Raw genomic sequence first — 12845 nt, 5'->3', positions numbered from 1 at the left:
GTGAATTCGCATGCAGGCGTGCTGTCGGCGGACTAAGCTGGACCCATGATGCAGAGCAACGCCCTTCCCACCTTTGACGACATCGTTTCGGCCGCTGAACGCCTCGCGGGCGTGGCGGTTCGCACGCCGCTCCTCTCCAGCACCCGCCTCGACGCGATCACTGGCGGGCGTGTGCTGCTTAAGCCGGAGGCGCTCCAGCGCACCGGCTCGTTCAAGTTTCGCGGCGCCTATAACCGCATTTCGCGCCTTCCCGACTCGCAACGGGAGGGCGGCGTGGTCGCCTGCTCCTCCGGAAACCACGCGCAGGGTGTCGCGGCGGCGGCGGCACTGATGGGCATGCCCTCCGTCATCGTGATGCCGAGCGATGCGCCGGCGATGAAGAAGGCACGCACCATCGCCTTCGGTGGCGAGGTGGTTGAGTATGACCGCGAGACGGAGGACCGCGACGCCATTGCCGGCGAGATCGCGCGGGCGCGCGGCGCCGTCTTCGTGCCGCCCTATGACGATTTCCACATCATCGCCGGGCAGGGCACGGTGGGGCTGGAGATCGCCGAGGACCTGCTGGCGCGCGGCCTCACGCCCGATCTCGTGGTGGCGAACGCCTCGGGCGGCGGCCTCGTCTCCGGCATCGCGCTGGCAGTTAAGCACCATTTCCCCGACGCGCAGGTGATGACCGCCGAGCCGGCCGGTTTCGACGATCACGCCCGCTCCTTCCGCTCCGGCGGGCGCGAGCGCAACAACCAGGCGACCGGCTCGATCTGTGACGCGCTGCTGGCGGCGACGCCGGGGCGGCTGACCTTCGAGATTTCGTCCCGCCTCGTCGGCGCGGGCGTGTCCGCCACCGACGAGGAAGTGGCGCGGGCGGTGGCGTTTGCCTTCGAGGAACTGAAGATCGTCGTCGAGCCCGGCGGGGCGGTGACGCTGGCCGCCGTGCTCGCCGGAAAGCTCGACCTCACCGACAAACTGGCCGTGCTCGTGCTGTCGGGCGGCAATGTGGATGCTTCCACCTTCGCCCGCTGCCTCGCGGTGGCGTGAGGCTGACGCTATCCGCGGCCGTGGCCGGGGAGCCTGCCCTTGCAGGGCGTTGGCAACCCCGGCGTGCCTGCGCCCGCCGCTCAGCCCGCTGCCATCCGGGGCGCGGAGACGCGGGCATGGGCGAGCGCGATATTGTGCAGGAACTGCTCGGTGCAGGCCCGCCAGGAAAAGCGCAGCGCGTAGGTGCGGCAGTCTTCCCTGTCGATGTCGAGCGCGGCAAGTGCCGCCTGCCGAAGGTCGCCGCCCAGCACGCCGACCGAAAGGTCCGCCTCGCCGATCACGTCCTTCGGGCCGGTGACGGGGAAGGCGGCGACCGGCAGGCCGCTGGCCAGAGCCTCCAGCAGCACGATTCCGAAGGTGTCGGTCAGGCTGGGAAACACGAACACATCCGCCGCCGCATAGATGCGCGCGAGCGCTTCGCCTTCCCTAAGGCCGAGGAAATGCACGTCGGGATGGCGGGCCTGAAGCTCGGCGCGGGCCGGGCCTTCGCCGACCACCACCTTGGAGCCGGGCAGGTCGAGGTCGAGGAAGGCGGAAATGTTCTTTTCCACCGCCACGCGGCCGACCGAGAGGAAGATTGGGCGGGGCAGGGCGGCAACACGCGCGTCCATCTCGGCTTCCGGGCGCGGGCGGAACAGTTCGGCGTCGACGCCGCGCGACCAGCGCATGATGTTGCGGAAGCCGCGTCCCTGCAGTTCCGCTTCCAGCGTCGGGGTGGAGACCATCATGCCCGCTCCCGCATTGTGGAAGCGCCGGAGCCACGCATAGGAGAACGCTTCCGGCACCGGCGCGCGGGCCGAGAGATATTCGGGAAAGCGCGTGTGATAGCTGGTGGTGAAGCTCTGGCCGCGCTTGATGCAGGCGCGCCGCGCCATGATGCCGATCGGCCCCTCGGTAGCGATGTGTACATAGTCGGCGCCGCTCTCGCTTATCCGGCGGGCGACGCGGCCGGGCGTCGTCAGGGCCAGCCGGATTTCCGGATAGGTCGGCATCGGCAGGGTGCGAAAATCGGCGGGGGTGAGGAAGTCGATCCGCGCGCCGAGCTTTTCCGCCTCGCGGCAGGTGTTCTGCAGCGAGCGGACGACGCCGTTGACCTGCGGCAGCCAGGCATCGGTCGCAATGAGAATGTGCATCAGGCGGCGACTCTCGGCGGCTCTACCAGCAACGGCGCGCTTACCCGCGCCCGGGACTGGCGCGCCCAGTCGATCAGCTCGAAGCGCCCGTCGGCATGTTCGACGATCGCCGTGCAGCTTTCCACCCAGTCGCCGCAGTTAATGTATTCGACGCCGAAGCTGTCGTGAATGACCGCATGGTGGATATGCCCGCACACCACCCCGTCCACCTTGTGGCGCCGGGCCTCGGTGGCCACCGCCTCCTCGAAGCGGCCGATGAAGTTGACCGCGTTCTTGACCTTCAGCTTGGCCCACTGGCTCAGAGACCAATAGGGAAAGCCGAGCTTGCGCCGGGCCCAGTTGAGATAGGTGTTGAGACCGAGCGCGGCGGTGTAGGCGCCATCGCCGAGGAAGGCGAGCCAGCGGGCGTGGCGCACCACGACGTCGAACACGTCGCCATGGATGACGAGGTAGCGCTTGCCGTCGGCGCCTTCGTGGATCGCCGTCTCGACCACTTCGATGCCGCCGAAATGATTGCCGTAATAATCGCGGAGGAATTCATCGTGGTTCCCCGGCAGATAGACCATGCGGGTGCCCTTGCGGCTCTTGCGCAGCAGCTTCTGCACCACGTCATTATGCGCCTGCGGCCAGTACCAGCCCGAGCGCAGCCGCCAGCCATCGACGATGTCGCCGACGAGATAGATGGTGTCCGCGTCGTGATAGCGCAGGAAATCCAGCAGAAGATCGGCCTGGCAGCCCTTGGTGCCGAGATGGACGTCTGACAGGAACAGGCTGCGATAGCGGTGTGCCTCGGGTGCGTCGTTCACCTCGAAAGCCCCCTCGATCAGGCCCGCAAACGGGCTGGGCAATGTCTCCATGGGGAAAGCATAAGCCCGAGTCGCATCACGCTTTTATGACGATGCTGCGCTGCACCGTCCGGCGCGTCTTTCAGAGGAAGAGCATGAACACGCTCAAAGCCACCAGCGCCGCCATCGCGTAGTTGACGAGGCGCTGCTGGCGCGGGGTCGAGAGCAGGCGGGCCAGCAGCGCGCCGAACCCCGCCCACAGGCACAGGCTGGGGAAGGTGACGAGACCGGACACCAGCGCGATCATCGCCACTTCGGCGAACAGGTCGTCACCGCCCACCGTGGTGAAGGCCGGCACGATGGAGAGGGCGATGGTCCACGCCTTGGGGTTCACCCACTGGAACAGCGCCGATTGCAGCAGGGTCATCGGCTTTTCGACCGTCGTGCCGCCCCCCGGCCCGCCGGCATTGGCGATTTTCCAGGCGAGGTAGAGCAGATAGAGCGAGCCGACGATCTTCAGCGTCTGGTGCATGTAGGGAATGGCGAGGAACAGCGTGCCGAGCCCCATGCCGATCGCCACCACCATGATCGCGAAGCCCACCGTGACGCCCCATATCTGCGGCAGGGTGCGGCGGAAGCCGAAGGCGGCGCCCGATCCCGCCGAGATCATGTTGTTCGGCCCCGGCGTCAGCGCGCCGGCCAGCGCGAACAGGAACATCGGCAGGAACTGGGAGGATAGCGGCACCGGATTTTTCCTCGGCAGGCAGCGGGCCGGATCGGCGCCGCAGAGCTAGGGCGCGCGCGGCCTTCCCGCAACCTAGAATCACCTATCGTTTGCACGAAACGAAAACCGCCGGCCCCTCGTCGGGACCGGCGGTTAGGCTGAGCAAACGAAGGGCGCGGTGCCCCGCCGCTTAATGGGCGACGAACAGTGGCACCGGCGGGTCGACCAGCAGCGAGGCGGTGACGCCGCCGAGGATCATCTCGGCCAGTCGCGAGCGGCTGTAGAGCCCCATCACCAGCAGGTCGGCGCCGAATTTCTGCGCTTCCTGCGCGATGACGTCGCCCGCCTGCCCGTCCGTGACATGACGGTGCCGGGCATTGACGCTGTGGGTCGAGAGATATGCGGCGAGCTTGGCGCCGGAGGCGGCGACATCCACCTTGCTCTCCTCGACGGTGAGCACTTCCACCTCGTCGGCGAGGGCCATCAGGGGAAGCGCGAAACGCACGGCGTGGCCAGCCTCGCGGGAGGGCTTCCACGCCACCAGCACCTTGCCGATGCGGGCCGGCACCGGCTTGCCCGTCGGCACCACGATCACCGGGCCGTTGCAGGCGAGGGCTAGGTGCTCGGGCAGGGTGGCGGCGAGTTCGTCGTCGACCGTGCCATAGCGCGTCTCGCTGACCACGGTAACGTCGGCGAACGTGACCTCGTCGCGGAGCGCGGCCGTGACCTCGCCTTCGATGATCTGCCACACGCCGACCACACCGGCTTCCGCCACGGCGGCCTCGAACTGCGCCTTGATTGTGGTTTCCTTCTCCTTCGCCTCCCGCACCAGCTCGTTCACATAGATCGACAGCGCACGCCCGACGCGCGGAACCCCGGCGGGGTAAAGCGTGTAGACCGCCTTGAGTTGTGCCCCGGTCTGGCGCGCGAGCCCGGCGGCGTAGGCCAGACGATCGCTGAAGCCCGAATCAGGCGCGGCATGCAGCAGGACGGTACGGATGGACATGGCGTTTCTCTCCTGACGACTGATGTTCTGACGTAGGGTTATCGCCGCCCAATGAAAATGCGGGAAACCACGAACCGCAAGAAACATTACATGCCCGCCATGCCTGCTTGTCCCGCCATCACGAGCGCGCGACCACGAGCTGCGGATCATTGCCATCGGTCCGACGCGCAATAAGCTCGGGCGGCGCGCGCGCCTTTCCGGCGCGTGAATGAGGGAGCATTTCATGGTTCGTCGCCTGACGGTTGCGCTTGCAGCCGGCATACTCACCGCCATTGCCGCAACGGCGGCGGTGGCCCAAGCCGATGTGGTGAAGGAACGCCAGACATTGCTCAAGCAGTTCGGCGATGCGACCAAGCCGGTCGGAGGCATGCTGCGGGGCAGCGTGCCCTTCGACCTTGCACAGGTGCAGGCGGCGTTGGACCTCTATGTGAAGGACGCCAAGGTGCTGCCAACCCTGTTCCCGGCGGGCTCCGGTTCCGGTTCCGACACCGACGCGCTTCCGGCGATCTGGACCAACACGGCGGATTTCGACGCACGCTTCGCCAAGCTCGGCACCGATGCCGCGAGCGCGCGCGCGGCCATCACCGACGAGGCCAGCTTCAAGGCAAACTTCCCCGGCGTGATCCGCAATTGCGGCGGATGCCACGACAATTACCGGCAGAAAAATTGACCGAGGCGTCTCTCCTGTCTCCCGCGCCAGCGCCGCTGCTGGCGTGGGACTTGCCGACCCGGCTGGCCAAATGGGGCCTCGCCGCGCTGGTCGGGCTTGCCTTCGTCAGCCGCTATTACGGCGATGTCGGCCTGGTCTGGCACCAATGGAACGGCCTCGCCATTCTGGTGGTGGTGGTGTTCCGCGTGCTGTGGGGGGTGGTCGGCGGTTCGACCGCGCGCTTTGCCGGCTTCCTTCGCGGCCCGGCGGCGGGTCTGCGCTATGCCGCGAGCCTGCTCAAAGGGCGCCCGCAGCACTTTCTCGGCCATAATCCGCTCGGCGGCTGGGTGGTGATGGCGCTGCTGGCGCTGGTGGCGGCGCAGGGGCTCACCGGCCTGTTCACCAGCGACGACATCATCGTCTATGGCCCGATGACGAACGTGGTCAGCGACGAGACCATCCGCAGCGCCTCCACGTGGCACCACCGGCTCTACCCGTTTCTGCTGGGGCTGATCGGGCTACATGTGCTGGTCAATCTCGCCTATTCGCTGTTCGGCCGGGACAATCTGATCCGCGCCATGATCACCGGCACCAAGCCGGCGGCCACCTATGTCGATCGCGCCCCGGCGACGCCGGGCGGGGTGGGGCTGGCGCTCGCGTGCCTCGTGCTCGCCATCCTCGTCGTGTTCGGCGGTATCGCGCTGGCGGGAGGTCATCCCTTCCCGTGAAATAACACCTTCGGCCGGCTTGCCGGGGGGTAGGAACCGTGCTCCATGGCGGCCCCATGAACGCGCTCAAGGGCATCGCGCTGCAGATCGGCGCGACGTTCCTCTTCACCATCATGTCCGCCCTCGTCCGTATCGTCTCGGATCACGTTCCGACCGGCGAGATCGTCTTCTCGCGCTCGTTCTTCGCGCTGTTTCCGCTGCTGGCGCTGCTCGCCTGGCGCGGCGAGATCGGTGCGGCGGTGCGGACGGATAATCCGCTCGGCCACATCGCCCGCGGCACCATCGGCGTCTGCGCCATGGGGCTGAGCTTCGCGGCGCTGGCGCGCATTCCGCTGGCGGATGCCACGGCCATCGGCTTCGCCGCGCCGCTGCTGACTGTCATGCTGGCCGCTCTGCTGCTGCGCGAGCGGGTGCAGATCTTTCGCTGGGCGGCGGTGATTGTGGGGCTGGGCGGCGTGGTGGTGATGCTGTGGCCGCACATGCACGGCTCCTTCGACACGCCGGGCCATATGTTCGGCGCGCTCTACGCCCTGATGGCGGCGGCCTTCACCGCCGGGGCGATGGTGCAGGTGCGCCGTCTCACCCAGACCGAGACCACCGCCGCCATCGTGTTCTATTTCCAGGCGCTGGCCGCCCTTGCCGGCCTTGCCACCGCCGGCTGGGGCTGGGTGCTGCCAAGCGGGTACGAGGGGGCGCTGCTGCTGACGATCGGCTTCCTCGGCGGGGTCGGCCAGATCCTGCTGACCGAAAGCTATCGCTACGCCCCGGCCTCGGTGGTGGCGCCTTTCGCCTATTCCGGCATGCTGTGGTCGCTGCTGCTCGGCTTCATCCTGTTCGCCGAGATTCCGCCGCTGCTGGTGCTGGTCGGCGGCGCGATTGTCATCGTCGCCGGTCTGTTCGTCATCTGGCGCGAGCGCCAGCTCGGCATCGACCGGACGCGGGAGGAGGCGGCGACCACGCCGCCCGCCGCGCCGACCCCGTGAGGGCTCAGAACGCCTTGAAGGTGATGAGGGTGCGGGTGTCCTGGATGCCGGGGAAGAGCTGCACCTTCTCGTTGACGAAATGGCCGATATCGGTGCCCTCCGGCACATAGAACTTCACCAGCAGGTCGAACTCGCCAGCGGTGGAATAGATTTCGGAGGCGATCTCGGCGTCGGCGATGGCGTTCGCCACTTCATAGGCGCGGCCGAGCTGACATTTGATCTGCATGAAGAAGGGAACCATCGCGGCATTCCAGCTTGGGTCGGGGGAGGCCGATATGGACCAGAAGGTGGAAGACGGCGCAACCCCCGTGGCGCGACGAAGCCTTGCGCGCGCCCGTGTCCTCGCCTATCTCGCGGGGACGATCACGTTGGGGTGCCCAAGGCGCGCAAGCCCTCCGGGCTGAGAGGTTCAGGCGTGCCGCAGGGGGCGCCGCCAACCCACGAACCTGATCCGGGTCATGCCGGCGGAGGGAACGGATCGCGCGCATTCGGGGCGATTTTCCCCGAGGGGCGACGCTTCCGGCTCTCGACGGCGAGGGAGGCGTAGCATGGCAGGCTCCACACCGATCGCGGTGACGATGGCAGGCTCGGATTCCGGCGGCGGCGCCGGCATCCAGGCCGATCTCAAGACCTTTTCCGCGCTTGGGGTCTACGGCGCCAGCGTCATCACCGCGCTGACCGCGCAGAACACGCGCGGCGTCACCGCGATTCACGACGTTCCGCCCGCCTTCATCGCCGCGCAGATCGACGCCGTGCTCTCCGACCTCGCAGTCAATGCCGTGAAGATCGGCATGCTCTCGCGCCCCGAGGCGATCCTGGAAGTGGCCTCGGGCCTCAAGCGCCACGGCATGGAAACGGTGGTGCTCGATCCGGTGATGATCGCCGCCTCCGGCGACCGGCTTCTGGTGCCGGAGGCGATCGAGACGCTGCGCCGCGAATTGTTGCCGCAGGCGCTGCTGATCACCCCGAACCTGCCGGAGGCCGCCGCGCTGCTCGACGCGGCGCCGGCGGAGGATATCGCCAGCGTGCGGGCGCAGGCGCAGCTTCTGCTCGCGATGGGGCCCCGCGCGGTGCTGATCAAGGGCGGCCATGGCGAGGGGCCGGACAGCATCGACGTGCTGCTCGATGCCGACGGCTTCCTCGAACTTTCCGCGCCGCGCCTCGTCACCCGCAACACCCATGGCACCGGCTGCACGCTTTCCTCCGCCATCACCGCCGGGCTGGCGAAGGGCCTCGGCCTGCGCGCGGCGGTGGAAGCGGCGAAGGAATATCTCACGCGGGCGCTGGCGCGCTCGGAAGAGCTCGCTATCGGGCAGGGCCACGGGCCGGTGCATCACTTCCACGCCTGGTGGTGAGCGGAGTCCTGCGGGTCGGTGGCGCGTAACGCGCTCGCGCCCGGTCGCCGGGCCTGCTAAGCGAAGCAGCCCTCGCTGCGAGCCGCCTCGTGCCCCTCATTGCCCCGCGCCACGCCATCGCCGCCGTCTATGCCGGGCTGTTCTTCGGCATCGGCGTGTTCATGCCGTTCTTTCCGGTCTGGCTGGAAGGGCGCGGCTTCGATGCGTCGATGATCGCGTTGGCGCTGGCCGTGCCGCAGGTGGTGCGGCTCGTCACCATGCCGCTCGGCGGCCTGCTCGCCGACCGCAGCGGACGCCCCCGCGCGACGCTGATCGTCTACGCCGCCGCCACGGCGCTCTGCTTTGCCGGGATCGCGCTGGCGCCAAGCATGACCTTTATCCTGATCGGGCTGGGGCTCGCCGCCGTATTCTGGCAGCCGAGCCTGCCGGTGCTCGACGCCTATGCGGTGGCGCGCCGGCGCGAGGGGCTGATCGACTATGGCCGGGTGCGGCTGTGGGGCTCCATGGCCTTCATCGGCGGCAATCTGCTGGCGGGCGCGCTGCTCGGCGGCGTGTTTCTCGTGAAGGTGCCGGCCGACACGGTGATCTGGCTCATCGCCGGGGCGAGCGTCGCGGCGGCACTGGCGGGGGCGACGCTGAAGGAGGCCCGGCCGGCGCCGCACGAGACGGCGGTGCGCCGCCCCACGCTCGCCGGCATGGCGCCGGTGCTGCTGGTCGGCCTTGCGGCGGCGGCACTGGTGCAGGGCTCGCACGCCGTGCTCTACGCCTTCGCCTCGCTGATGTGGCAGGGCAGCGGGCTTTCCACGTCGGTGATCGGCCTGCTCTGGTCGCTCGGCGTGCTGGCTGAGGTGGTGCTGTTCCATTCCGGCACGCGTGTGACGCGGCGGCTGGGGCCGGAAAAGCTGCTGCTGATCGGCGGGCTCGCCGGCGTGCTGCGCTTCGGGGTCATGGCGCTCGACCCGCCGCTGCTGCTGCTTCTGCTGCTGCAGCCGCTGCATGCGCTCACCTTCGGCTGCACCTATCTCGGCACGGTGGAACTCGTCGCCCGCCATGCCCCGCCCGGGCGGGGGGCAAGCGTGCAGGCGCTGGCAGCGTGGGCAACGGCGATCGCCATGGCCGGCGCGACGCTCGCCGCCGGTCCGCTGTGGCAGTCCTTTGGCCCGGGAGCCTTCCTCGCCTCGGCCGGGCTGGCTCTGGCGGGAACGACGCTCGCGCTGATTGCCGGGCGGTTGCGTCAGCCCCAGAGCGCGGGTTCGGGCGGGTAGACGACGCTGCCCTCATAGCGCAGCGCGGGGCTACGGTCTGCGGCGAGCAGCAGCGGGCCGTCGAGATCGACGAAGCGCGCCAGCGGCGTCAGCAGCAGCGCCGGCGCCATGGCCAGCGACGTGCCGACCATGCAGCCGACCATGATGTCGAGCCCGGCCGCCTGCGCCGCGCGGGCCAGCATAATCGCTTCGGTCAGCCCGCCGGTCTTGTCGAGCTTGATGTTGAGCGCATCGTAGCGCCCGGCCAGCGTGTCGAGACTGTCGAGCCCGTGCGCGCTCTCGTCGGCGCAGACCGGCACCGGGCGGGCGATCTGCGCGAGGAGCGCGTCGTCGTCGGCCGGAAGCGGCTGCTCGACCAGTTCGACCCCCACTTCGGCGCAGGCGGCCAGATGCGCCACGAGATTGTCCGCCGACCAGCCCTCATTGGCATCGACGATGAGCCGCGCCTGCGGCACCGCCGCGCGGATGGCGGTGAGGCGGGCAAGGTCGCCCTCCGCGCCGAGCTTGAGCTTGAGCAACTCATGCCCGGCCTCGCGGGCCGCCTGCGCCATCGCCTCCGGCGTGTCGAGGCTCAGCGTGTAGGCGGTGACGACCGGCTGCGGCGCCGGCAGGCCGGCCATTTCATGGACGCGCATCCGGGCGCGCTTGGCCTCGATGTCCCACATCGCGCAGTCGAGCGCGTTGCGCGCCGCCCCCGGCGGCAGAAGCGTCATCAGATCCTCGCGCCGGAGCCCCTCGGCGATCAGCTTTTCCAGCGCGGCGAGCTGATCGACGACCCCCTCCACGCTCTCGCCGTAGCGGCCATAGGGCACGCATTCGCCACGCCCGACATAAGCGCCATCCCGGAGCTCGACGGTGACGACGGCGGCCTCGGTCTTGGAGCCACGGGCGATGGTGAAGCGGCCGCGGATCGGAAAGCGTTCCGAGGTGATGATGAGTTCGGTCATGGGCCAGGCCGCCGGTCACGTGGGAATCGTGTCGAGGGGCCAGCATAAGGCCCGCTTGCGCCGGCGGGGCGTCGCATTGAAAGCACAGTGCCGGTGATTACGCCGGCGATGTCACGTCATTGACCGGAATCGCCGGACGGCTCTCTCGACGTCCGCAGGCCCCAACGCTAAGTAGTTCAGTGCGAATTCGTATCGGCGTCGCGGCCGGAGGGTGGTCGTGCCCGCAGGAGAGGTCATCTTGGGAGCTGCTGAAGCGCCGCTTCTGGCCACCGCCCGCAATGGCCGCGAACTCGTGTTCGTGGGCAATGGTCGCTGGGTGGCCGGGCAGGGGCGCGCGTTGGAGGGCAGCGTGGACGCCGCTCTGGTGGAAGTCGGTGCCGGGGCAGGCGAGACGGCCCGGATCGACCTTTCCGGCGTGCGCAGCTTCGACACGCTTGGCGCCGTGGTGCTCGACCGCCTGCTGCAATCCCTCGACAAGGCCGATATCCGCGTCCAGATCGTCGGGCTTGAGCGCCGTTTCCGGCCACTTCTCGATGACATCGTCAAGGGCAGCCACCAGAACCCGTCGCGCCTGCGCCATGTGAACCCGGTGCTGGGCGGTATCCAACTCGTCGGCAAGACGTCCGCGTCCATGGCGGAGGACGGGCTGGCGCTGCTGTCCTTCATCGGCGCGCTGGTGCTGGCCTTCCTGCGTGTGCTCGTGCGCCCGCACACCTTCCGCTTCACCTCGATGATCTATCATCTGGAGCGCGCAGGGCTGCGGGCGGTGCCGATCGTGGCGCTGATCACCTTCCTCATCGGCTGCATCATCGCGCAGCAGGGCATCTTCCATTTCCGCAAATTCGGCGCGACGACCTATGTCGTCGACATGGTCGGCATCCTGACCCTGCGCGAGCTCGGCGTGCTGATCGTCTCGATCATGGTGGCGGGCCGCTCCGGCAGCGCCTTCACGGCGGAACTCGGCTCCATGCGCATGCGCGAGGAAGTCGACGCGCTGCGGGTGATGGGGGTCGATCCCAACGAGGTTCTGGTGCTGCCCCGTCTGGTGGCGCTGATCATCGCCGTGCCGCTGCTCACCTTCATCGGTAACATGTGCGCGCTGTTTGGCGGCGGGCTGGTGGCGTGGCTCTATGGCGACATCTCGCCGACGATCTTCATCGCCCGGCTGCAGGAGGCCATCGCCCTCAACACCTTCGAGGTCGGCATGATCAAGGCGCCGTTCATGGCGGCGATCATCGGCCTCATCGCCTGCATGGAAGGCATGCGGGTCGGCGGCAGCGCGGAATCCCTCGGCGCCCACACCACCGCCTCGGTGGTGAAGGCGATCTTCCTGGTGATCGTGGTGGACGGGCTGTTCGCCATGTTCTTCGCCGCGATCGACATGTGAGGCGCCGGTGAGCACCGAAACCGCAGCGCGACACGCCGACAGCCCGGCTGTCCCCGAAGTCGCTCCCGGGGAGCCGATCATCCATGTGCGCGACCTCGTGGTGGCGTTTGGCGAGCGGACCATTCTCGACGGGCTCTCGCTCGACGTGATGCGCGGCGAGATCCTCGGATTCGTCGGCGCCTCGGGCGGCGGCAAGTCTGTCCTGACCCGCACCATTCTGGGGCTGGTGCCCAAGCGCGCGGGCACAGTGGCGGTGTTCGGCCAGGACCTCGACGGGCTGACCTATGCAGGACGCCGGGCGCTGGAGCAGCGCTGGGGCGTGCTGTTTCAGCAGGGGGCTCTGTTCTCCTCGCTCAGCGTGCGGCAGAATATCCAGTTCCCGATGCGCGAATATCTCGACCTGTCGCAGGGGCTGATGGACGAACTGACCATCGCCAAGCTGGAAATGGTCGGCCTCGCCCCGGATGTTTCCGAGAAGGCGCCTTCCGAACTCTCCGGCGGCATGATCAAGCGCGTGGCGCTGGCCCGCGCTCTGGCGCTCGACCCGGAAATCCTGTTCCTCGACGAGCCGACTTCGGGCCTCGACCCGATCGGCGCGGGCGAATTCGATGAATTGATCGCGACCCTGCAGCAGACTTTGGGGCTGACGGTATTCATGGTAACCCACGATCTGGACAGCCTGCATACGGTATGCGATCGCATCGCGGCACTTGCCGACGGCAAGGTCATCGCCGTCGGGCCGATTGAAACCATGCTGGCGTCGAAACATCCCTGGGTTTCGGCCTATTTTCACGGCAAGCGGGCGCGCGCCGCCGGCTTCGGATCCGAAGGGGCGCGCTGAGGACACC

At 68.4% G+C, this 12845-nt stretch carries 14 protein-coding genes; 8 read left to right on the top strand and 6 right to left on the bottom strand.

The window, feature by feature from the left end; all coding sequences use genetic code 11:
- Window positions 1-45: 45 nt before the first annotated feature.
- Window positions 46-1035 (top strand): threonine ammonia-lyase, encoded by a 990-nt coding sequence (locus tag EV667_RS13105; RefSeq protein WP_131835768.1) that lies wholly within the window; start codon window positions 46-48, stop codon window positions 1033-1035.
- Window positions 1036-1115: 80 nt separating this feature from the next.
- Here EV667_RS13105 and EV667_RS13100 read toward each other — a convergent pair whose 3' ends face one another.
- The 4 genes from EV667_RS13100 to EV667_RS13085 form a co-directional block, all read right to left on the bottom strand.
- Window positions 1116-2168, bottom strand: a complete 1053-nt coding sequence (locus EV667_RS13100) for a glycosyltransferase family 4 protein (protein WP_131835767.1) — start codon at window positions 2166-2168, stop codon at window positions 1116-1118.
- Window positions 2168-3025 carry a UDP-2,3-diacylglucosamine diphosphatase gene (locus EV667_RS13095; protein ID WP_131835766.1) on the bottom strand — a complete coding sequence of 286 codons (858 nt, stop codon included), beginning with the start codon at window positions 3023-3025 and terminating at the stop codon, window positions 2168-2170. The genes EV667_RS13100 and EV667_RS13095 overlap by 1 nt, the downstream gene beginning before the upstream one ends.
- Window positions 3026-3095: 70 nt before the next feature.
- Complete coding sequence (locus EV667_RS13090) at window positions 3096-3698, bottom strand: LysE family translocator (protein ID WP_131835765.1); 603 nt, start codon at window positions 3696-3698, stop codon at window positions 3096-3098.
- 169 nt (window positions 3699-3867) lie between these two features.
- Window positions 3868-4683: a universal stress protein gene (locus tag EV667_RS13085; RefSeq protein ID WP_131835764.1), complete on the bottom strand. Its 816-nt coding sequence runs from the start codon at window positions 4681-4683 to the stop codon at window positions 3868-3870.
- A 223-nt stretch (window positions 4684-4906) separates the two neighbouring features.
- On the opposite strand from EV667_RS13085, the gene EV667_RS13080 reads away from it, so the two are divergent.
- The 3 genes from EV667_RS13080 to EV667_RS13070 are packed head-to-tail and all read left to right on the top strand — an operon-like array spanning window position 4907 to window position 7043.
- Window positions 4907-5353, top strand: coding sequence for a c-type cytochrome (locus EV667_RS13080; RefSeq protein ID WP_131835763.1), 447 nt, complete (start codon window positions 4907-4909; stop codon window positions 5351-5353).
- Window positions 5350-6060 (top strand): cytochrome b/b6 domain-containing protein, encoded by a 711-nt coding sequence (locus EV667_RS13075; protein ID WP_245516135.1) that lies wholly within the window; start codon window positions 5350-5352, stop codon window positions 6058-6060. The genes EV667_RS13080 and EV667_RS13075 overlap by 4 nt, the downstream gene beginning before the upstream one ends.
- Before the next feature lie 56 nt (window positions 6061-6116).
- Window positions 6117-7043, top strand: a complete 927-nt coding sequence (locus EV667_RS13070; protein WP_131835761.1) for a DMT family transporter — start codon at window positions 6117-6119, stop codon at window positions 7041-7043.
- A 4-nt stretch (window positions 7044-7047) separates the two neighbouring features.
- On the opposite strand, the gene EV667_RS13065 is transcribed toward EV667_RS13070, so the two are convergent.
- Window positions 7048-7284, bottom strand: a complete 237-nt coding sequence (locus EV667_RS13065; protein WP_018391378.1) for an Lrp/AsnC ligand binding domain-containing protein — start codon at window positions 7282-7284, stop codon at window positions 7048-7050.
- 307 nt (window positions 7285-7591) lie between these two features.
- Here EV667_RS13065 and thiD point away from each other — a divergent pair, with 307 nt between their 5' ends.
- Together thiD and EV667_RS13055 are read left to right on the top strand one after the other, a co-directional pair.
- Window positions 7592-8398 (top strand): bifunctional hydroxymethylpyrimidine kinase/phosphomethylpyrimidine kinase, encoded by an 807-nt coding sequence (gene thiD, locus EV667_RS13060; protein WP_131835760.1) that lies wholly within the window; start codon window positions 7592-7594, stop codon window positions 8396-8398.
- 89 nt (window positions 8399-8487) lie between these two features.
- The gene (locus EV667_RS13055; protein WP_131835759.1) at window positions 8488-9663 is read left to right on the top strand and encodes an MFS transporter; all 1176 of its coding nucleotides are present in this window, start codon (window positions 8488-8490) and stop codon (window positions 9661-9663) included.
- On the opposite strand, the gene dgcA is transcribed toward EV667_RS13055, so the two are convergent.
- The gene (dgcA, locus tag EV667_RS13050; RefSeq protein ID WP_131835758.1) at window positions 9633-10610 is read right to left on the bottom strand and encodes an N-acetyl-D-Glu racemase DgcA; all 978 of its coding nucleotides are present in this window, start codon (window positions 10608-10610) and stop codon (window positions 9633-9635) included. The two genes, EV667_RS13055 and dgcA, sit on opposite strands and share 31 nt — an antisense overlap.
- A 238-nt stretch (window positions 10611-10848) precedes the next feature.
- Between dgcA and EV667_RS13045 the strand changes: the two genes are divergently transcribed.
- Both EV667_RS13045 and EV667_RS13040 read left to right on the top strand, forming a co-directional pair.
- On the top strand, window positions 10849-11997 hold the full coding sequence (locus tag EV667_RS13045) for an ABC transporter permease (RefSeq protein ID WP_131835757.1): 1149 nt from the start codon (window positions 10849-10851) through the stop codon (window positions 11995-11997).
- Window positions 11998-12004: 7 nt separating this feature from the next.
- Window positions 12005-12838, top strand: coding sequence for an ABC transporter ATP-binding protein (locus EV667_RS13040; RefSeq protein WP_131835756.1), 834 nt, complete (start codon window positions 12005-12007; stop codon window positions 12836-12838).
- Window positions 12839-12845 lie beyond the last annotated feature (7 nt).

This window comes from Ancylobacter aquaticus (assembly GCF_004339465.1).
Lineage (GTDB): Bacteria > Pseudomonadota > Alphaproteobacteria > Rhizobiales > Xanthobacteraceae > Ancylobacter > Ancylobacter aquaticus.
The sequence above is the reverse complement of the archived record's forward strand: the minus strand, read 5'-3'. Positions and strand labels throughout refer to the sequence as shown.

What these genes read in the sequence shown, in the direction of transcription:
- EV667_RS13105 (WP_131835768.1), top strand. Translation starts at nt 46, where the DNA reads ATGATGCAGAGCAACGCCCTTCCCACCTTTGACGACATCGTTTCGGCC.
- EV667_RS13100 (WP_131835767.1), bottom strand. Translation starts at nt 2,168, where the DNA reads ATGCACATTCTCATTGCGACCGATGCCTGGCTGCCGCAGGTCAACGGC.
- EV667_RS13095 (WP_131835766.1), bottom strand. Translation starts at nt 3,025, where the DNA reads ATGGAGACATTGCCCAGCCCGTTTGCGGGCCTGATCGAGGGGGCTTTC.
- EV667_RS13085 (WP_131835764.1), bottom strand. Translation starts at nt 4,683, where the DNA reads ATGTCCATCCGTACCGTCCTGCTGCATGCCGCGCCTGATTCGGGCTTC.
- EV667_RS13080 (WP_131835763.1), top strand. Translation starts at nt 4,907, where the DNA reads ATGGTTCGTCGCCTGACGGTTGCGCTTGCAGCCGGCATACTCACCGCC.
- EV667_RS13070 (WP_131835761.1), top strand. Translation starts at nt 6,117, where the DNA reads ATGAACGCGCTCAAGGGCATCGCGCTGCAGATCGGCGCGACGTTCCTC.
- EV667_RS13065 (WP_018391378.1), bottom strand. Translation starts at nt 7,284, where the DNA reads ATGGTTCCCTTCTTCATGCAGATCAAATGTCAGCTCGGCCGCGCCTAT.
- thiD (WP_131835760.1), top strand. Translation starts at nt 7,592, where the DNA reads ATGGCAGGCTCCACACCGATCGCGGTGACGATGGCAGGCTCGGATTCC.
- dgcA (WP_131835758.1), bottom strand. Translation starts at nt 10,610, where the DNA reads ATGACCGAACTCATCATCACCTCGGAACGCTTTCCGATCCGCGGCCGC.